Here is a 17,590-nt window from a genome sequence, read left to right on the forward strand (position 1 = left end):
TTTAAACGGACCACGGTCCGCTTACTTCTGCAGTATCCGTCTCCCGGGAGCTCCCCCATGTCTGTACGCATCCTCGCCCTCGTCGGCAGCCTCCGCGCCGGTTCCCACAACCGCCAGCTCGCCGAGGCGGCCGTCAAGCACGCGCCCGAGGGCGCCGAGGTCGAGCTGTACGAGGGCCTCGTGGACGTCCCCTTCTACAACGAGGACATCGACGTCGAGGGCAGCGTTCCGGCTGCCGCCGCCCAGCTGCGCGAGGCGGCCGGCCGGTCCGACGCGTTCCTCCTGTTCTCGCCCGAGTACAACGGCACCATGCCGGCGGTCCTGAAGAACGCCATCGACTGGCTGTCCCGCCCGTACGGCGCCGGAGCCATGACCGGCAAGCCGGTCGCCGTGGTCGGCACCGCCTTCGGCCAGTTCGGTGGCGTGTGGGCCCAGGACGAGGCCCGCAAGGCGGCCGGTCTCGCGGGCGGAGCGGTCCTGGCGGACGCCAAGCTCTCCATCCCCGGCTCCGTGACGCGCTTCGCCGAGCTCCACCCGGCGGACGACGCCGAGGTCGTCACCTCGCTGACCGAGGTGCTCCGTCAGGTCGCCGAGGGTGCCACGGCAGCCGCTGCCTGATCTGCCGCTGACGCCGGCGCGCCGAGCACGCCGCACCGCCGCCGGCGTGCCGCCCGCATGACTTCCATGGGCCCGGTTCCCTCTCACAGCGAGAGGGAACCGGGCCCATGAGTCGTTACGGGAGTGCTCTCCCGCCGGTCCCGCCCCAGCATCTCCGTCAATATCGCAAACGGGATCGTTGACAATCCTGTTCCTCTGGTTTTAGGTTCGACAGGCACTCACTCAGGGGGCAGCGATGTCGAGACAAGCCGGTCCGATCAGCGGGGAGCAGGCCAGACAGCTGGCCCTGACCCACCTGCGGCAGGCGATTCTGCGCGGCGAGATGGCACCGGCCCAGCGGCTGGTGGAGATCGAACTCGCCGAGCGGTTCGGTGTGACGCGGGCCGGCGTCCGAGCGGCGTTGACCGAGCTGGAGTCGGAGGGCCTGGTCGAGCGGATCCGTAACCGCGGATCACGGGTTCGGGTGGTGAGCGTCGACGAAGCCGTCGCCATCACGGAGTGCCGCATGGCCCTGGAGGGGCTCTGTGCGGCCAAGGCGGCCGTCGCGGCCGACGCCGAGCAGCTCGACCGGCTCACGGCGGTCGGCGAGGCCATGACCAAGTCCGTCGTCGACGGTGAGCCGATGCTCTACTCCGACCTGAATCATGAGCTCCACGCCATGGTCAGGAAGTTCTCCGGCCAGCGGGCGGCCGTGTCGCTCCTGGAACGGCTGAACGGCCAGCTGGTGCGCCACAGGTTCCAGCTCGCCCTGAGGCCCGGACGCCCGCAGCAGTCCCTGAGTGAACACCTGGCCATGATCGACGCGATCAGGGCCAGGGAGCCGCAGGCGGCCGAAGCGGCCGTCCGCTCCCACCTGGCGAGCGTGATCGAGGCACTGCGCGGCTGACGCGCGGCGCCTGATCGACGCACTGCGCGCACGGCGCGCCGCGCTGGTGGGCCGACGCCCTGTCCAGCAAGGAGAGTTCAGCCATGAAGACCGAGACGGCGCGGACCACGGGGTCGCCGGCATGAGCGGCATCGTCGTCACCGGACCGCCGAGGGCGGACGCGCGGGACATCGAGGCGCTCGCACCGTACGGCGTCGCCACCGTGAGCGAGGCGATGGGCCGCACCGGCCTGCTCGGACCCGAACTGCGCCCCGTGCAACAGGGCGTACGGATCGTGGGCAGCGCGGTCACCGTGCTCAGCTGGCCGGGCGACAACCTCATGATCCATGCGGCGGTGGAGCAGTGCGGCGAGGGCGACGTCCTCGTCGTCACCACCACGTCCCCGTCCACCGACGGCATGTTCGGAGAGCTGTTCGCCACCGCGCTGCAACGGCGTGGGGTACGCGGGCTGGTGATCAACGCGGGCATCCGCGACACCCAGGAGCTGCGGGACATGGGCTTCGCCGCGTGGGCGAAGGCCGTGTCCGCCCAGGGCACGGTGAAGGCCACCGGTGGTTCCGTCAACGTCCCGGTCGTCGTCGGGGGCCAGGTGATCCGCCCGGGTGACGTCATCGTCGCCGACGACGACGGTGTGGTGGCCGTGCCCCGGGAACGCGTCCGCGAGACCGCCGAGGCGTCCGAGGCGCGGGAGGCCAAGGAGGCCAAGGCACGCGCCGCCTTCCTGGAGGGCGAACTCGGGCTGGACCGCTACGGACTGCGTGAGAAGCTCGAAGCTCTCGGCGTGCGCTACACCCCGTACGAGGACCACGCGAGGGAGGCCGGGGCGTGACCGGCGGACCGGCGGAGGTCCGCTGCCTCCTGATGCGGGGCGGTACGTCCAAGGGGGCCTACTTCCTGGCGGACGACCTGCCGCGGGCGCCGGCTGCCCGCGACGAGCTGCTGCTGCGGATCATGGGCAGCCCGGACCCACGGCAGATCGACGGCCTCGGCGGTGCGCACCCGCTCACGAGCAAGGTCGCGGTCATCTCCGTACCGGAGGACCCGGACATCGATGTGGACTACCTCTTCCTGCAGGTGGCCGTGGACACCGCTGAGGTGTCGGACCGGCAGAACTGCGGCAATCTGCTCGCCGGGGTCGGCCCCTTCGCCGTGGAACGGGGCCTTGTCGCCGCCCGGGAAGGGCAGACGTCCGTGCGCATCCGCATGGTCAACACCGGTGACCTGGCCACGGCGTCCTTTCCCACCCCCGGCGGGCGCGTCGACTACACCGGTGCGGCCCGGGTCTCCGGGGTGCCCGGGACCGCCGCACCGGTGGTGATCGAGTTCGAGCAGGGCGGCGGCCCGCTGCTGCCCACCGGCCGGGCGCGCGAAGTGATCGCCGGTACACCGGTGACCTGCGTCGACAACGGCATGCCGACCGTCCTCATCCCGGCACACACCCTGGACATCACGGGCTACGAGACGCCGGGGGAGCTCGAGGGGAACGACGCCCTGCGCGAGCGCCTCGAGCGGATCCGCCTCGAAGCGGGCCTCCTGATGGGCCTCGGCGACGTACACGACACGACGGTGCCCAAGCTCAGTCTGCTGGCCCCGCCCGCTCAGGACGGTGCGGTGACGACCCGTACGTTCATCCCGCACCGCTGCCACACCTCCATCGGCGTCCTCGGCGCCGCCGGCGTCGCGGCGGGCCTGCGCGTCTCCGGCAGCGTCGCCGAGGACATCGCCCGGCTCCCCCCGGACGGCGACCGGCTGCGCATCGAGCACCCCACCGGGTTCATCGACATCGAGGCCGGTGTCGGCACGGACGCGGACGGCGGCCCTGCCGTCAGGCGCACCGCCGTGGTGCGTACCGCGCGGAAGATCTTCGACGGCACGGTCTTCCCACGGCCCGAGCGGACAGCTCCCTCATCCCCCGCACTTTCTACCTGCGCGCCTTCGACGACTAGGAACACCACAGTCTCGTGCTGACCGCCGCCGAGAAGCCGGGCCTGCCCCGCACCGCCCTTCGCACCGCCGGCGAGGAGCCGGTGGCCGGCTCCTCGCCGGCGGTGCGACCACCACGGGCTTCACCGTCCTCGCGGCCGCGGCGAGCTGAACCACCGGCCCGCCCGGCCCTCCGAACACGACAAAGGCCAGGTCCTGAGTGAAGGACCTGGCCTTTGACCTGGTGTTTCAGCTGTCGGGGTGGCGGGATTTGAACCCACGACCTCTTCGTCCCGAACGAAGCGCGCTGCCAAGCTGCGCTACACCCCGATGTCCACCGATTGTCCCGGCGACATCGATTACTTTAGCCCACCGGCGCCCGGAGGCGAAATCCGGTTTTTGTGTGCAGGGCGGGGCGCCTCAGTCGCGCGGCGTCAGCGTCAGCAGGGTCGCCTCGGGCGGGCAGGCGAAGCGGACCGGGGTGTAGCGGTTCGTGCCGCAGCCCGCGGAGACGTGGAGGTAGGCGCGCCGCTCGCCGACCGTGTGGCCGGAGAGACCCTTCACCCGGTCCGTGTCCAGGTCGCAGTTGGTGACGAGGGCACCGTAGAAGGGGATGCAGAGCTGGCCGCCGTGGGTGTGGCCGGCCAGGATCAGCGGGTAGCCGTCCGCCGTGAATGCGTCCAGGGAGCGCAGGTACGGGGCGTGAACGACGCCGATCGACAGGTCCGCGCCCGTCTCGGGACCGCCGGCGACCTCGGCGTAACGGTCCCGCTTGATGTGGGGGTCGTCCAGGCCCGTGAACGCGATTTCCAGCCCGTCGGCCTTGATCCGGCCCCGGGTGTTGGAGAGGTTCAGCCAGCCCGCCTCGTCGAAGGCGTCCCGCATCGGCTCCCACGGGTTGTGGACGACACCGACCGCCGGTGCGTTCCCGTTGAGCCCGTGCTTGCCCTGCGTCTTCTCCAGGAGGTAGCGGACGGGGTTACGGAGCTTCGGGCCGTAGTAGTCGTTGGAGCCGAAGACGTAGACCCCAGGGAACTCCATCAGCGGTCCGAGCGCGTCGAGCAGCTCCGGCACGGCCTCCGGGTCGGAGAGGTTGTCGCCGGTGTTGACGACGAAGTCGGGGCGGAGGCCCGCCAGTGTCTGCAGCCAGGCGCGCTTCTTGCGCTGGCCGCTCACCATGTGGATGTCGGAGACCTGCAGCACGCGCAACGGGCGTGCCCCGTGGGGGAGTACGGGAATCGCGATCCGGCGGAGGCGGAACGAGCGTGCCTCGAATCCGGCCGCGTAGACGAGGCCGGCGGCGCCGACTGCTGCGCCGACTGCCGTTGCTTTCAGGGGTACTCCGTAGCGTGCGCGCATGGGGCCATCGTCGCAGAAACGGCGTGGTGGGACGAAAACAGGCGGGCGGCAAGTGCCCCGTACCTGTCACAATCGCCGCATGACCACGCTCAAGTCCAAGCTCAAGGAAGACCTCACCACGGCCATGAAGGCGCGTGACGAGCTCACCTCGTCCACCCTCCGGCTCACCCTGACCGCGATCACCAAGGAAGAGGTCAGCGGCAAGACGTCGCGCGAGCTCTCCGACGACGAGGTGCAGAAGGTGATCGCCAAGGAGGCGAAGAAGCGCCGTGAGGCAGCCGAGGCCTTCGCGCAGGGCGGCCGGACGGAGCAGGCAGAACGGGAGAAGGCCGAGGGCGAGCTGCTCGACGCGTACCTGCCGAAGCAGCTCTCCGACGACGAGCTGGACGTGATCGTCGCGCAGGCCGTCCAGGAGGCGAGGAGCGCCGGCGCCGAGGGGCCCCGGGCCATGGGCGCCGTCATGAAGATCGTCAACCCGAAGGTGGCCGGGCTGGCCGACGGAGGCCGGGTCGCCGCAACGGTGAAGAGGCTGCTCGCGGGCTGAGAGACGGACGCGAAAGGAGGGGCGCCCCCGGCTCGGGGCGCCCCTCCTCCGTCATCACGTCGTCGCGCGATCCGAACGGTCAGGGACCGTTGCCGCCGCGCCCGCCGCCGTGGTTCCCGCCGATGATGCCGGGCGGCAGGGTGATGCCGCCGATGGGGTCGGCACCGGGCTTGTCGTTGTCGTTGCCGCCGTCGTTGTCCTCGCCGCGGCCCTTGTCCTTCTTCTCGTCCTTCTCCTTCTCCTTGGCGCGCGGCACCTCGACCGGGCTGAAGGACGGGGTCTCGGAGGCGTTCAGCGCACCGGTCATCGCGGTCTTCCAGATGGGACCGGGGAGACAGCCGCCGCAGACCTTGTCGTAGTACTGGCCGCCGATGGTGATGTCGTACATCGGTACCTTCTTGCCGATGTCGGCACCGACCCACACCGCCGTGGACAGGTTCGGCGTGTAGCCGACGAACCAGGCGTCCACGCGGTTCTCGGTCGTACCCGTCTTGCCCGCGTTGTCGCGGTCGCTGAGGCCGGCCTGCTGGCCGGTGCCGTCCGCGATCACGCCCTTGAGCATCTGGTTGATCGTGTCGGCGGTCTTCTCACTCATCGCACGCGAGCAGGCCGACTTGGGAACTTCCAGCTTCTTGCCGTTGGCGTCCGTGATGGACTTGATGGCGATCGGCGTACAGAAGGTGCCGCGGTTCGCGAACGCGGCGTACGCGGTGGCCATGGCGAGCGGGGTGCTCTCCGTTGTGCCGAGCGTGATGGACGGGTTCTCCGTGAGCGGCTCGCCGTTACCGCGCTGGTAGCCGACCTTCTTGGCCATCGTGAGGGTCTCGCACAGGCCGGCCTTCTGCTCCAGCAACGCGAAGTACGTGTTGATGGACTTGCCGAGGGCCTCCGTCATGTCGTAGGCGCCCTTCTCGGACTCCATCTCGTTCTGTACGGACCATTCACCGCCGCCGGCGGGGCCGCCGTCACACCGCTTGTAGGTGTCCAGCGGCAGGGAGGTCTTCCACGGCGTGTCGAAGCTCTGCGCCGGGCTGACGCCCTTCTCCAGGGCGGCCGCCGCGGTGATCGGCTTGAAGGTCGAACCGACCTGGAAGCCGTAGGTGCTGCCGCCCATCTTGTTGCTGACCGCGAGGTTGAGGACCGTCTCGCTGTTGTTCTGGTCCAGCCCGTACGGCCTGGACTGGCCCATCGAGAGGATCTTTCCCGTGCCGGGCTCGACCTGGACCACCGAGGCGGCGACCTTGTCGTCCTTGTTGACCTTCGAGGTCGCGGCCTCGTTGGCGGCCTGCTGCGCGCGCGGCGACAGCGTGGTCCTGATGGTCAGCCCGCCGAGGTTCCAGAGCTTGGCGCGCTCCTCGTCGGTCTTCCCGAAGGCCGGGTCCGTCAGGATCGTCTTGCGTACGTAGTCGCAGAAGAACCCGGCACCGCTCACAGCGGTGATGCAGCCGTTCTTCGGCCTGCTGACCTTCAGCTCGAGGGGACTGGCGATGGCCTTCTGGGCCTCGGCCTCCGAGATGCTTCCGACGGCGGCCATGCGCTGCAGCACGGTGTTGCGCCGCTTGGTCGCCTCTTCCGTGTCGTTGACCGGGTCGTAGCGGGTCGGCGACTGGACGAGGCCGGCCAGCATCGCGGCCTCCTCCACCTTCAGGTCCTTGGCGTGCTTGGAGAAGTAGCGCTGGGAAGCCGCCTCGACCCCGTAGGCCTGCTGGCCGAAGAAAGTGATGTTGAGGTAGTTCTCCAGGATCTTCTTCTTGCCGAGCTCTTCCTCGACCTGGATCGCGTACTTCAGCTCCCGGACCTTGCGGCCCAGGGTCTGCTGCGTGGCCTCGGCGACCTTGTCCGGGTCGTCACCGGCCTCCTCGACGAAGACGTTCTTCACGTACTGCTGGGTGAGCGTCGAGGCGCCCTGGGCGGCACCGCCCTCCTGCACGTTGCGGTTCATCGCGCGCAGGATGCCCTTGAGGTCCACCGCGCCGTGCTCGTAGAAGCGCGAGTCCTCGATCGCGATGATCGCGTCCTGCATGTACGGCGAGATGTCCTTGAGCGGGACGACGGTGCGGTCACGCGAGTACACGGTGGCGATCGCACCGCCCTCGTTGTCCAGGATCGTGGTCCGCTGGCTCAGCGGCGGAGTCTTGAGGTTGGAAGGGATCTCGTCGAATCCCTCGACCGTCCCCTTGGCGGCGAGCCCGAGTGCGCCGGCGGCCGGCAGTGCGATGCCGGCCAGGACAGCTCCGGAGAGCGCGGCGACACCGAGGAACTTGGCGGCCTGCTGGGTCGTCGTCAGACCCCCGCCTGAGCGCTTCTTTGGCATGGGGGCAGCCTACGTTCTCATTCGCCGGACACGCGTATAGGCCTTGGCCTAAGCTGCTCTCAACTGTCACAGCAGTCCGGTCGTGCATCAACCCCCTTGCACACCCCTCAACGGAATTCAGCCACCTGCCGAGGCGCCCCCGAATTCGCCTCATGCGTCACTGAATGTCCGTTGCGACTTGGGGTTTCTGTCCGGGTTCTGCCGGGAAGGTCGCGCATGTCCTCCCGTCACTCCCCTGGGTGATCTGCCGCGTACGCATAGTCCGTTCGGACCATTCAAGATTGGGCCCGAAGGGGGTGTTGTGCTGTCCCCGCCTTCCGTAACGTCCTCAACTGGCAGCGGTGAATATGCCGCTACCGCCGTGGGGGAGCCTCGATTCGGGAGAGGACGGCGCCGGCATGGGCTGGGTAACCGACTGGAGTGCGCAGGCAGCCTGCCGCACTACCGATCCGGATGAATTGTTCGTACAAGGGGCAGCGCAGAACAGGGCCAAGGCGGTGTGCACCGGTTGCCCGGTGCGGACCGAGTGCCTGGCCGATGCGCTGGACAATCGCGTCGAGTTCGGCGTGTGGGGCGGAATGACGGAGCGGGAGCGCCGCGCACTGCTGCGCCGAAGGCCCACCGTCACGTCCTGGCGCCGCCTGCTGGAGACCGCGCGCAGTGAGTACGAGCGGTCCACGGGCATGCTGCCGGCAGCGGTGGGTCTGGACGACGACCTGCATGACGACGGTCTGCACGACGACGAACTGCACGAGACGTTCGCCGCTGTGGGGTGAGTGCGGGCGGTGCCGCACGGACTGCCCCTTGGCACGCCCGGTGGTGGTCCTAGACAGCTCCGGCCGGTGCGGAAGCGGAACCGGTCGCGAGCAGTTCCCCGATGGCCCTGAGGCCTGAGAGGTCGTGGACGTCACCGGGCAGCGCGGCCACCTCGGCCACCGGCACCTCGGGGTGAAGCGCGCTGAAGTGGTCCCGGGTGTGCTGTTCGCGTGCGACGACGTGCATCCGCTCGGCGTGCAACCGCAACAGACCTGCGGTCAGCTGCTCGATGGTCACCTCGACGTCCGTGGCGGGCGTGCCGTACCTGTCTGCTTCTGTGGGCGCGGGTTCTGTTTTCGTGAGTTCTGGGTCAGCGGCTGGTCCGGACGGGTCAGGCGACTTCCGGCCACGGCCGTGAGGCTCGGGCTCAGGTGGACGCGTCGTCCGTTCGTGCTGGGGCGGCTCCTGCTGTGACGGCTCGTACGGGGCGTGCTCGTTGCTGCGCTCGGGGGAGAGCGGCTCCGGGGCTTCGGGAGAGGTGGCGGACACAGGGTCCACATCACCAAGGCCAGCCTTCCCGGCCGTCTGATCCACAATGCCGACGCCTTCAAGATTTTCTGCGGCTGTCAGCGCCTGTTCCGAGGAGAGCCGTGCGGCCTCGCTTCCGTGCACCCGGTTGAGGACAAGGCCGGCCAGCGGCATCTCCTCCGCGGCCAGCCGTTCGACGAAGTACGCGGCCTCGCGCAGAGCGTCCCGCTCCGGCGTCGCGACCACGAGGAACGCGGTGCCGGGGGCCTGGAGGAGCTTGTACGTCGCATCGGCCCGGGTACGGAACCCGCCGAACATGGAGTCCATCGCGGCGACGAAGGTCTGTACGTCGCGGAGGAACTGTCCGCCGAGCAGCTTGCCGAGCGTCCCCGTCATCATCGACATCCCGACGTTGAGGAACTTCATCCCGGCACGCCCGCCGATCTTGGCCGGAGCGATCAGGAGCCGGATGAACTTCCCGTCCAGGAAGGAGCCGAGACGTTTCGGCGCGTCCAGGAAGTCCAGCGCGGAGCGGGACGGCGGGGTGTCGACGATGATCAGGTCCCACTCGTCGCGCGCCCGCAGCTGGCCGAGCTTCTCCATGGCCATGTACTCCTGCGTGCCCGCGAACCCGGCCGACAGGGACTGGTAGAAGGGGTTCTCCAGGATCGCGCGCGCCCGCTCGGCGTCCGTGTGCGCCTCGACGGTCTCGTCGAAGGTGCGCTTCATGTCGAGCATCATGGCGTGCAGCTCGCCCTCGCCTTCGATGTCCTCGACCTGGCGCGGGATGTTGTCCAGCCGGTCGATGCCCATGGACTGGGCGAGCCGGCGGGCCGGGTCGATGGTGAGGACGACGACCTTGCGCCCGCGCTCGGCCGCCCGTACGCCGAGAGCCGCCGCGGTCGTGGTCTTGCCCACGCCCCCGGACCCGCAGCACACGACGATGCGGATCTCCGGGTCGTCCAGGAGCGCGTCGGTCTCCAGCCCCGGTGCGGTGTCCGTGCCCAGCGTCATGACCTCAGCCCTTCTCCGGATCCGCGTCGCTTCCCGCCCCGGGCTCTCTGCTCCGCCGCGTCCGCGGTGTCGTCGCCCATGCCCTGCTTGCGGAACTCCGCCGCCAGTTCGTGCAGCGCTGAGGGGCTCACTCCCTCGCCCATCAGCGGGAGCTCGGCCATGGGCAGTCCCAGCCCGGACAGCACCGCGCGCTGCTCACGCTCCAGACCGACGCGCTGGGCGTGCTCGGCGGCCTGCGCGACGAGCGGTCGCACCAGTCCGGCGGAACCCGTCACGCCGGCCCGGGTGAGTGTCTTGGCGATCTCCTTGCGACGGCCGCCCGAGGCCGTACGCAGCGCGTCCTCGTCCAGCAGGTGGGGGCGCACCATGTTCACGACGACCCTGCCCACGGGCAGTTCGGCGGCGCGCAGCTCGGCGATGCCGTCCGCCGTCTCCTGGACCGGCATCTCCTCCAGGAGCGTCACCAGGTGGACCGCGGTCTCGGGGGACTTCAGGACCCGCATCACGGCCTGCGCCTGATTGTGTATGGGGCCGATCCGCGCCAGCCCGGCCACTTCGTCGTTCACGTTGAGGAAGCGCGTGATCCGGCCGGTGGGGGGTGCGTCCATGATCACGTAGTCGTAGACGAACCTGCCCTGCTTGTCCTTACGGCGTACGGCCTCGCAGGCCTTGCCGGTCAGCAGGACGTCGCGGACCCCCGGGGCGATGGTGGTGGCGAAGTCGATCGCGCCGAGCTTCTTCAGCGCCCGGCCCGCGCTGCCCAGCTTGTAGAACATCTGGAGGTAGTCCAGGAGCGCGCGCTCGGCGTCGATCGCCAGCGCGTGGACCTCCCCGCCGCCGGGCGCCACGGCGATCCTGCGTTCCTCGTAGGGGAGTGGCTCGGACTCGAAGAGCTGGGCGATGCCCTGCCTGCCCTCGACCTCGACGAGGAGCGTGCGCCTGCCCTCGGTCGCGAGGGCGAGCGCGAGTGCGGCGGCGACCGTGGTCTTACCGGTCCCGCCCTTGCCGCTGACGACCTGGAACCTGCTCACGTCTTCGAGCCTAACCAGTCGGCAGGCAGGCTACGCACGAGGCCGCCTGTGCCAGGCATTACAGTCGGCTCATGACCAAGTGGGAATACGCGACCGTGCCCCTTCTCGTGCACGCGACCAAGCAGATTCTGGACACCTGGGGCGAGGACGGCTGGGAGCTGGTCCAGGTCGTTCCCGGCCCGAACAACCCCGAGCAGCTCGTGGCCTACCTGAAGCGGGAGAAGCCGTAGTGGCGGGCGCCGTCGAGGCGAAGCTCGCCGAACTCGGCCTCGCGCTCCCGGACGTCGTGCCGCCGCTGGCCTCCTACCAGCCGGCCGTGCGGTCGGGGGTGTACGTCTACACCTCCGGCCAGCTCCCGATGGTGGACGGCACACTCGCGGTGACCGGCAAGGTCGGCGCCGAGGTGACGCCGGACGAGGCCAAGGAACTGGCGAAGACCTGCGCGCTGAACGCCCTGGCGGCGGTGAAGTCGGTCGCCGGCGATCTGGACCGGATCGCCCGGGTCGTCAAGGTCGTGGGCTTCGTCGCCTCCGCCACCGACTTCACCGGGCAGCCCGGGGTCGTCAACGGTGCGAGCGAGCTCCTGGGCGCGGTCCTGGGCGACAAGGGTGTGCACGCCCGCAGCGCCGTCGGCGTCGCGGTGCTGCCACTCGACGCACCGGTCGAGGTCGAGGTCCAGGTCGAGCTCGTCGACGCCTGAGTCCGCACTGCCCCCCGATCCCGCCCGGTCCCGCGACCGGGCGGGATCCGTGTGTAAGGGGCAGGTACCTATGTGCGGGGCCCTCGAACATCGGCGCGGTTCCGGATAGCCTCCGGCCATGTCCAACGGTCAGTGGTACCCACCGGAATGGCCCGCCCGGATCCGGGCCCTCGCCAGCGGCGAGCTGACAGCCGTGACCCCCAGGCGCGCGGCCACCGTGATGCTGCTCCGGGACGCCGCGCCGGGTCCTGGTGCCGCCGGTCCCTTCGTGCACATGCTGCGCCGGCGCACCTCCATGGCCTTTGCCGGCGGTGCGTACGCCTATCCGGGTGGCGGGGTCGACCCGCGCGACGACGACCACCTCGTGCGCTGGGCGGGACCGTCCCTGGGCACCTGGGCCGGCCGCCTCGGTGTCGGCACGGCCGCCGAGGCGCAGGCCGTCGTCTGCGCCGCGGTCCGTGAGACGTACGAGGAGGCGGGCGTCCTGCTGGCCGGGCCGACCGCCGACACCGTCGTGAGCGACACCACGGGCGCCGACTGGGAGGCCGACCGTGAGGCCCTCGTCGCCCGGGAGCTGTCCTTCGCGGGGTTCCTGGACCGCCGGGGTCTGGTGCTGCGTTCCGACCTGCTGGGGGCGTGGGCGCGCTGGATCACCCCGGCCTTCGAGCCGCGCCGCTACGACACCTGGTTCTTCGTGGCCGCGCTCCCCGAGGGCCAGCGCACCCGGAACGCCTCCACCGAGGCCGACCGGACGGTGTGGATCCGGCCAGGTGACGCCACCGACGGCTACGACAAGGGCGAACTGCTGATGATGCCGCCCACGGTGGCCACCCTGCGGGCGCTGAGGCCGTACGGGACGGCCGCCGAGGCGCTGAAGGCGGCGGATGCCCAGGACCTCGCTCCTGTGCTGGCAGAGGCCCGTATGGAGGGCGACGAGCTGGTGCTGACCTGGCCGGGCCACGACGAGTTCACCAAGCACGTCCCGACGGCGAGTGGGACCGCCTTCCCCTCCGCCGCCGAGGGCGCGGGCCCCGGGGCGGCCTCATGAGCGACGCGGCCGCACTGCCGGGACAGCCCCGCGGCGGGGTCCTGTCCGGCCCCGCCACCACTCGTACGGTCAACGTCCTGGCCCCCAACGCCTCCGCGATGACCCTGGACGGCACGAACACCTGGATCGTCGCCGAGCCGGACTCGGACCTGGCGGTGGTGATCGACCCGGGGCCGCTCGACGACGTACATCTGCGGACCGTCATCGACACCGTGGAGCGGACGGGCAGGCGCGTCGGTCTCACCCTGCTGACCCACGGCCATCCTGATCACGCGGAGGGCGCGACCAGGTTTGCCGAGCTCACACGCACGAAGGTGCGCGCCCTGGACGCGGCGCTGCGGCTGGGTGACGAAGGGCTCGCGGCAGGTGACGTGATCAGCACGGGGGGGCTGGAACTCAGGGTCGTCCCCACACCGGGGCACACTGCGGACTCCCTCTCCTTCCACCTGCCGGCCGACCGGGCCGTGCTGACGGGCGACACGATCCTCGGGCGCGGCACCACCGTCGTCGCCCACCCGGACGGGCGGCTCGGGGACTACCTGGCCACCCTGCGGCGGCTGCGCTCGCTGACCGTCGACGACGGGGTGCACACGGTGCTTCCAGGGCACGGGCCGGTGCTGGAGGACGCGCAGGGCGCCGTCGAGTTCTATCTCGCCCACCGGGCACACCGCCTGGCCCAGGTGGAGACGGCCGTGGAGGCGGGGCACCGGACGCCCGCCGAGGTCGTGGCGGCGGTGTACGCGGATGTGGACCGCTCCCTGTGGCCGGCGGCGGAGCTGTCGGTGCGGGCCCAGCTGGTGTACCTGACCGAGCACGGCCTGGTCTGAACCGGACCGGCCCTGGGCGCTGAACCCGACCGGCCCGGGAGGCACGCGAAAGGCCCCACCGGTGGTGGGGCCCTTTTCGGCGAGCGTGCGGGGCGGTGGGTCAGCGGGACCGCTTCGCCAGCCGCTCCACGTCCAGCAGGATCACGGCGCGCGCCTCGAGCCGAAGCCAGCCGCGGCCCGCGAAGTCCGCGAGCGCCTTGTTGACCGTTTCGCGGGAGGCGCCGACCAACTGGGCCAGCTCTTCCTGCGTCAGGTCGTGCACGACGTGGATGCCCTCCTCCGACTGCACGCCGAAGCGGCGCGACAGATCGAGGAGCGCACGGGCGACCCGGCCCGGCACATCGGAGAAGACCAGGTCGGACATCTGGTCGTTGGTCTTGCGCAGGCGACGGGCGACGGCTCGCAGCAGCGCGGTGGCCACCTCGGGGCGGGCGTTCAGCCAGGGCTGGAGGTCTCCGTGGCCGAGGCCGAGGAGCTTGACCTCGGTGAGCGCGCTCGCGGTCGCGGTGCGCGGGCCCGGGTCGAAGAGCGAGAGCTCCCCGATCAATTCGCCGGGGCCGAGGACGGCCAGCATGTTCTCCCGCCCGTCGGGAGAGGTCCGGTGGAGCTTCACCTTGCCCTCGGTGACCACGTACAGGCGGTCGCCCGGGTCGCCCTCGTGGAACAGCGCGTCGCCGCGTGCGAGGGTCACCTCACTCATCGAGGCGCGGAGCTCCGCGGCCTGCTCGTCATCGAGCGCCGCGAAAAGCGGGGCGCGCCGCAGAACGTCGTCCACGAGTTCTCTCCTTGTCGGCCTGTTCAGGGAAGCGTCGTTTCCATGATGCCGGACGGTAAAACAGTGCGATCGATCACAAACCAGTTTGACGCACGCGCGTGCCGGACCCTACGGCAGGGGGCCGATTGGGCGTGGATACGCAGTGACCGGGGCGGATGTCAGCCCCTGGCTCTAGGCTGGCCGGGTGTCCGGAACGCCGGTGAGAGTGCAGGCCGAGGGGGCTGATGGGGTGTCGGGAGACAGGAATTCCGCTGTGGGCGAACAGGCCGCACGAGGTATGAAAAAAGCTGCAAACCGCCCGACGGGAGCCCCGTCGGGCAAGTCCGCGAAGCCGGAGTCGCATCTCGCGATGGTCCGCCGTGCCCGCCGGATCAACCGCGAGCTCGCGGAGGTCTACCCGTATGCCCACCCCGAGCTGGACTTCCGCAATCCGTTCGAGCTCCTGGTGGCCACGGTCCTCTCCGCCCAGACGACCGACCTGAGGGTGAACCAGACCACTCCGGCCCTCTTCGCCGCCTATCCGACGCCCGAGGACATGGCCGCCGCCGTGCCCGAGAAGCTGGAGGAGATCATCCGGCCGACCGGTTTCTTCCGGGCCAAGGCGCGCTCCCTCCTGGGCCTGTCGGCCGCGCTCAGGGACGACTTCGGCGGAGAGGTCCCCGGCCGGCTGGCGGATCTCGTGAAGCTGCCCGGCGTCGGGCGCAAGACGGCCAACGTCGTCCTCGGCAACGCGTTCGGCGTACCAGGGATCACGGTGGACACCCACTTCGGCCGACTGGTCCGCCGATGGAAATGGACCGAGCAGGAGGACCCGGAGAAGGTCGAGGCCGAGATCGCGGCGATCTTCCCGAAGAGCGAGTGGACGATGCTCTCGCACCGCGTGGTCTTCCACGGCCGCCGCATCTGCCACTCCCGCAAGCCCGCCTGCGGAGCCTGTCCGATCGCCGCTCTCTGCCCTGCCTACGGAGAGGGTGAGACGGACCCCGAGAAGGCGAAGAAGCTCCTGAAGTACGAGATGGGCGGCTATCCGGGCCAGCGCCTCAGCCCGCCCCCGGACTATCCGGGCAGTCCCGCACCGCCGCTCGGAGCCGGGTGAGCGGGCGGCCTGCCCGAGCGGGTCCGTGCGGAACGAAATGGCCGACGACAGGCGTTGGAACGACGGGGGTGCCCATGACGCACGCACAGAGGACACGGGCCGCAGCCGACGCGGCCACCACCGGGACGAGCACGCCCCAGGACAGCGCGCTCACCGTGACCACCGACGGCCTGCCCGGCTGGCTGGAGCCCGTGGCCCGGGCGGCGCGTACGGTGCGTGCCCACCAGCTCAGCCGTTTCCTGCCGCCTGAGAGCGGCGCCGGGCGCCAGTCCGCCGTCCTGGTCCTCTTCGGCGAGGGCGAGCGCGGTCCGGAGCTGCTTCTGATGGAGCGTTCCGGGTCCCTGCGCTCCCATGCCGGCCAGCCGTCCTTCCCCGGGGGCTCCCTCGACCCGGAGGACGGTGACCACACCACCACAGGGCCGCTCAGGGCCGCGCTGCGGGAGGCCGAGGAGGAGACCGGACTCGATCCGAGCGGTGTCCAGCTCTTCGGTGTGCTGCCCCGGCTCTACATCCCGGTGAGCGGCTTCGTCGTGACACCCGTCCTCGGCTGGTGGCGGACGCCCAGTCCGGTGGGAGCCGTCGACCCGGCCGAGACCGCCCGGGTCTTCACCGCGCCGGTGGCGGATCTCACGGACCCCGCCAACCGTGCGACAGCCGTCCATCCCAGCGGCCACGAAGGCCCAGCGTTTCTGGTCGAGTCCGCCCTCGTGTGGGGTTTCACAGCCGGAGTGATCGACAGGATTGTGCACTACGCGGGGTGGGAACGCCCCTGGGACAGGACCAGGCAGGTGCCGCTCGACTGGCGCGCATGACAGGCTGACTCCCGTGCTGCGCTGTTCCGGGCCCGGCCCGGACCCCGTCGAACCGGACGGGCCAGGTGACGAATCTGCGAGGCTATAGACGGTGAACGTGCTGGACATCCTGCTGCTCGTCGGCGCCGTGTGGTTCGCGGTCATCGGCTACCGCCAGGGTTTCGTCGTCGGCATCCTGTCCGTGATCGGCTTTCTGGGTGGCGGACTCGTGGCCGTCTACCTGCTGCCGGTCATCTGGGACCAGGTGACCGACGGGTCGGAGGTCTCCTCCGCCGCCGCCATCGTCGCGGTCGTGATCGTGATCGTGTGCGCCTCGGTGGGCCAGGCTTTCACCACCCACCTCGGCAACCGGCTCCGCCGGTACATCACCTGGTCGCCCGCAAGGGCCCTGGACGCCACGGGCGGCTCCCTGGTCAACGTGGTGGCGATGCTTCTGGTGGCCTGGCTGATCGGCTCGGCGCTGGCCGGTACCTCACTGCCGACGCTGGGCAAGGAGGTCCGTAACTCCTCGGTCCTGCTCGGGGTCTCGCGGGTGATGCCCGATCAGGCCTCCAACTGGTTCACGGACTTCTCGTCCGTCCTCGCGCAGAACGGCTTCCCGCAGGTCTTCAGCCCGTTCGCCAACGAGCCCATCACCGCGGTCGAGCCTCCGGACCCCGCGCTGGCGGGAAGCCCTGTCGCCGCCCGCGCGAAGAAGTCCATCGTCAAGGTCGTCGGTATGGCCCCGGGCTGCGGAAAGGTCCTGGAAGGGACCGGCTTCGTGTTCTCCGACCGCCGGGTGATGACCAACGCCCACGTGGTCGGCGGCGTCGATGAACCGACCGTCCAGATCGGCGGCGAAGGCAGGCTGTACGACGCCAAGGTCGTCCTCTACGACTGGCAGCGGGACATCGCCGTACTGGACGTCCCGGACCTGGACGCCGAGCCGCTGCGCTTCACCGACAGTGACAAGGACGCGGGAAGCGGTGACAGCGCCATCGTCGCCGGCTTCCCGGAGAACGGCGCCTACGACGTGCGCTCGGCGCGCATCCGGGGCCGTATCGACGCCAACGGGCCGGACATCTACCACCGGGGCACCGTGCGGCGCGATGTGTACTCGCTCTTCGCGACCGTCCGCCAGGGCAACTCCGGTGGACCGCTGCTCACTCCGGACGGGAAGGTGTACGGAGTGGTGTTCGCGAAGTCGCTCGACGACCCGGACACGGGTTACGCGCTGACGGCCGACGAGATCCGCGAGGACATCGAGCTCGGCAGGTCCACGGCCCAGCAGGTCGACAGCCAGGGCTGCGCGCTCTGAGACGTCCATAACCGGACACCGGGGGCCACCTGACCCCGGCGTGCGGAGGTCACGTACGGTCC

The 17,590-nt window shown here is 70.3% G+C and carries 18 protein-coding genes and 1 tRNA gene; 13 read left to right on the plus strand and 6 right to left on the minus strand.

The window, feature by feature from the left end; translation table 11 throughout:
• The first annotated feature begins 57 nt into the window (after positions 1-57).
• From ACZ32T_RS16095 to ACZ32T_RS16110, 4 genes are all read left to right on the plus strand, one after another.
• Positions 58-618, plus strand: coding sequence for an NAD(P)H-dependent oxidoreductase (locus tag ACZ32T_RS16095; RefSeq protein WP_467269625.1), 561 nt, complete (start codon positions 58-60; stop codon positions 616-618).
• A gap of 235 nt (positions 619-853) precedes the next feature.
• Complete coding sequence (locus ACZ32T_RS16100; protein WP_467367358.1) at positions 854-1,504, plus strand: GntR family transcriptional regulator; 651 nt, start codon at positions 854-856, stop codon at positions 1,502-1,504.
• Positions 1,505-1,625: 121 nt separating this feature from the next.
• The gene (locus tag ACZ32T_RS16105) at positions 1,626-2,333 is read left to right on the plus strand and encodes a 4-carboxy-4-hydroxy-2-oxoadipate aldolase/oxaloacetate decarboxylase (protein WP_467269627.1); all 708 of its coding nucleotides are present in this window, start codon (positions 1,626-1,628) and stop codon (positions 2,331-2,333) included.
• Positions 2,330-3,472 (plus strand): 4-oxalomesaconate tautomerase, encoded by a 1,143-nt coding sequence (locus ACZ32T_RS16110; RefSeq protein WP_467367360.1) that lies wholly within the window; start codon positions 2,330-2,332, stop codon positions 3,470-3,472. Before ACZ32T_RS16105 ends, ACZ32T_RS16110 begins: the two co-directional genes overlap by 4 nt.
• A 211-nt stretch (positions 3,473-3,683) precedes the next feature.
• Here the strand turns inward: ACZ32T_RS16110 and ACZ32T_RS16115 are convergent.
• Both ACZ32T_RS16115 and ACZ32T_RS16120 read right to left on the minus strand, forming a co-directional pair.
• Positions 3,684-3,757 (minus strand) — tRNA-Pro (locus tag ACZ32T_RS16115).
• Between the two features lie 90 nt (positions 3,758-3,847).
• On the minus strand, positions 3,848-4,786 hold the full coding sequence (locus ACZ32T_RS16120) for a metallophosphoesterase (protein ID WP_467269631.1): 939 nt from the start codon (positions 4,784-4,786) through the stop codon (positions 3,848-3,850).
• Between the two features lie 79 nt (positions 4,787-4,865).
• Here ACZ32T_RS16120 and ACZ32T_RS16125 point away from each other — a divergent pair, with 79 nt between their 5' ends.
• On the plus strand, positions 4,866-5,330 hold the full coding sequence (locus ACZ32T_RS16125; RefSeq protein WP_467367362.1) for a GatB/YqeY domain-containing protein: 465 nt from the start codon (positions 4,866-4,868) through the stop codon (positions 5,328-5,330).
• A 79-nt stretch (positions 5,331-5,409) separates the two neighbouring features.
• On the opposite strand, the gene ACZ32T_RS16130 is transcribed toward ACZ32T_RS16125, so the two are convergent.
• Complete coding sequence (locus tag ACZ32T_RS16130) at positions 5,410-7,644, minus strand: transglycosylase domain-containing protein (RefSeq protein ID WP_467269635.1); 2,235 nt, start codon at positions 7,642-7,644, stop codon at positions 5,410-5,412.
• A 398-nt stretch (positions 7,645-8,042) separates the two neighbouring features.
• Between ACZ32T_RS16130 and ACZ32T_RS16135 the strand changes: the two genes are divergently transcribed.
• A complete protein-coding gene (locus ACZ32T_RS16135) occupies positions 8,043-8,420 on the plus strand; it encodes a WhiB family transcriptional regulator (protein ID WP_382987128.1) in 378 nt (125 codons plus the stop codon).
• A 49-nt stretch (positions 8,421-8,469) separates the two neighbouring features.
• On the opposite strand, the gene bagB is transcribed toward ACZ32T_RS16135, so the two are convergent.
• Together bagB and bagA are read right to left on the minus strand one after the other, a co-directional pair.
• Positions 8,470-9,942: an ATPase BagB gene (gene bagB / locus ACZ32T_RS16140; protein WP_467269638.1), complete on the minus strand. Its 1,473-nt coding sequence runs from the start codon at positions 9,940-9,942 to the stop codon at positions 8,470-8,472.
• Positions 9,939-10,973 (minus strand): ATPase BagA, encoded by a 1,035-nt coding sequence (gene bagA, locus ACZ32T_RS16145; RefSeq protein ID WP_467269640.1) that lies wholly within the window; start codon positions 10,971-10,973, stop codon positions 9,939-9,941. The genes bagB and bagA overlap by 4 nt, the downstream gene beginning before the upstream one ends.
• Positions 10,974-11,044: 71 nt before the next feature.
• Here bagA and ACZ32T_RS16150 point away from each other — a divergent pair, with 71 nt between their 5' ends.
• From ACZ32T_RS16150 to ACZ32T_RS16165, 4 genes are all read left to right on the plus strand, one after another.
• Entirely contained in the window at positions 11,045-11,203 is a 159-nt protein-coding gene (locus tag ACZ32T_RS16150; protein ID WP_019992579.1) for a DUF4177 domain-containing protein, read from the plus strand.
• A complete protein-coding gene (locus ACZ32T_RS16155) occupies positions 11,203-11,673 on the plus strand; it encodes a RidA family protein (protein WP_467269641.1) in 471 nt (156 codons plus the stop codon). Before ACZ32T_RS16150 ends, ACZ32T_RS16155 begins: the two co-directional genes overlap by 1 nt.
• A gap of 118 nt (positions 11,674-11,791) precedes the next feature.
• Positions 11,792-12,721 carry an NUDIX hydrolase gene (locus tag ACZ32T_RS16160; protein WP_467367364.1) on the plus strand — a complete coding sequence of 310 codons (930 nt, stop codon included), beginning with the start codon at positions 11,792-11,794 and terminating at the stop codon, positions 12,719-12,721.
• Complete coding sequence (locus ACZ32T_RS16165) at positions 12,718-13,548, plus strand: MBL fold metallo-hydrolase (RefSeq protein WP_467367367.1); 831 nt, start codon at positions 12,718-12,720, stop codon at positions 13,546-13,548. The genes ACZ32T_RS16160 and ACZ32T_RS16165 overlap by 4 nt, the downstream gene beginning before the upstream one ends.
• A gap of 100 nt (positions 13,549-13,648) precedes the next feature.
• Here ACZ32T_RS16165 and ACZ32T_RS16170 read toward each other — a convergent pair whose 3' ends face one another.
• The gene (locus ACZ32T_RS16170; RefSeq protein ID WP_031090867.1) at positions 13,649-14,323 is read right to left on the minus strand and encodes a Crp/Fnr family transcriptional regulator; all 675 of its coding nucleotides are present in this window, start codon (positions 14,321-14,323) and stop codon (positions 13,649-13,651) included.
• Between the two features lie 277 nt (positions 14,324-14,600).
• On the opposite strand from ACZ32T_RS16170, the gene nth reads away from it, so the two are divergent.
• The 3 genes from nth to ACZ32T_RS16185 all read left to right on the plus strand — a co-directional run bounded on the left by nth (position 14,601) and on the right by ACZ32T_RS16185 (position 17,528).
• A complete protein-coding gene (gene nth, locus ACZ32T_RS16175; protein ID WP_467367368.1) occupies positions 14,601-15,419 on the plus strand; it encodes an endonuclease III in 819 nt (272 codons plus the stop codon).
• Positions 15,420-15,493: 74 nt separating this feature from the next.
• A complete protein-coding gene (locus ACZ32T_RS16180) occupies positions 15,494-16,231 on the plus strand; it encodes an NUDIX hydrolase (protein ID WP_467367371.1) in 738 nt (245 codons plus the stop codon).
• Positions 16,232-16,322: 91 nt separating this feature from the next.
• Positions 16,323-17,528, plus strand: a complete 1,206-nt coding sequence (locus tag ACZ32T_RS16185) for a MarP family serine protease (protein ID WP_467367373.1) — start codon at positions 16,323-16,325, stop codon at positions 17,526-17,528.
• The last annotated feature ends 62 nt before the right edge of the window (positions 17,529-17,590 follow it).

Source organism: Streptomyces sp. NPDC023573, assembly GCF_055559735.1.

Excerpts from the sequence above, each read along its gene's own strand:
- ACZ32T_RS16150 (WP_019992579.1), top strand. The coding sequence starts at position 11,045 with ATGACCAAGTGGGAATACGCGACCGTGCCCCTTCTCGTGCACGCGACC.
- bagB (WP_467269638.1), bottom strand. The coding sequence starts at position 9,942 with ATGACGCTGGGCACGGACACCGCACCGGGGCTGGAGACCGACGCGCTC.
- ACZ32T_RS16180 (WP_467367371.1), top strand. The coding sequence starts at position 15,494 with ATGACGCACGCACAGAGGACACGGGCCGCAGCCGACGCGGCCACCACC.
- ACZ32T_RS16165 (WP_467367367.1), top strand. The coding sequence starts at position 12,718 with ATGAGCGACGCGGCCGCACTGCCGGGACAGCCCCGCGGCGGGGTCCTG.
- nth (WP_467367368.1), top strand. The coding sequence starts at position 14,601 with ATGAAAAAAGCTGCAAACCGCCCGACGGGAGCCCCGTCGGGCAAGTCC.
- ACZ32T_RS16120 (WP_467269631.1), bottom strand. The coding sequence starts at position 4,786 with ATGCGCGCACGCTACGGAGTACCCCTGAAAGCAACGGCAGTCGGCGCA.
- ACZ32T_RS16130 (WP_467269635.1), bottom strand. The coding sequence starts at position 7,644 with ATGCCAAAGAAGCGCTCAGGCGGGGGTCTGACGACGACCCAGCAGGCC.
- ACZ32T_RS16095 (WP_467269625.1), top strand. The coding sequence starts at position 58 with ATGTCTGTACGCATCCTCGCCCTCGTCGGCAGCCTCCGCGCCGGTTCC.
- ACZ32T_RS16105 (WP_467269627.1), top strand. The coding sequence starts at position 1,626 with ATGAGCGGCATCGTCGTCACCGGACCGCCGAGGGCGGACGCGCGGGAC.
- ACZ32T_RS16160 (WP_467367364.1), top strand. The coding sequence starts at position 11,792 with ATGTCCAACGGTCAGTGGTACCCACCGGAATGGCCCGCCCGGATCCGG.
- ACZ32T_RS16135 (WP_382987128.1), top strand. The coding sequence starts at position 8,043 with ATGGGCTGGGTAACCGACTGGAGTGCGCAGGCAGCCTGCCGCACTACC.
- ACZ32T_RS16125 (WP_467367362.1), top strand. The coding sequence starts at position 4,866 with ATGACCACGCTCAAGTCCAAGCTCAAGGAAGACCTCACCACGGCCATG.
- ACZ32T_RS16100 (WP_467367358.1), top strand. The coding sequence starts at position 854 with ATGTCGAGACAAGCCGGTCCGATCAGCGGGGAGCAGGCCAGACAGCTG.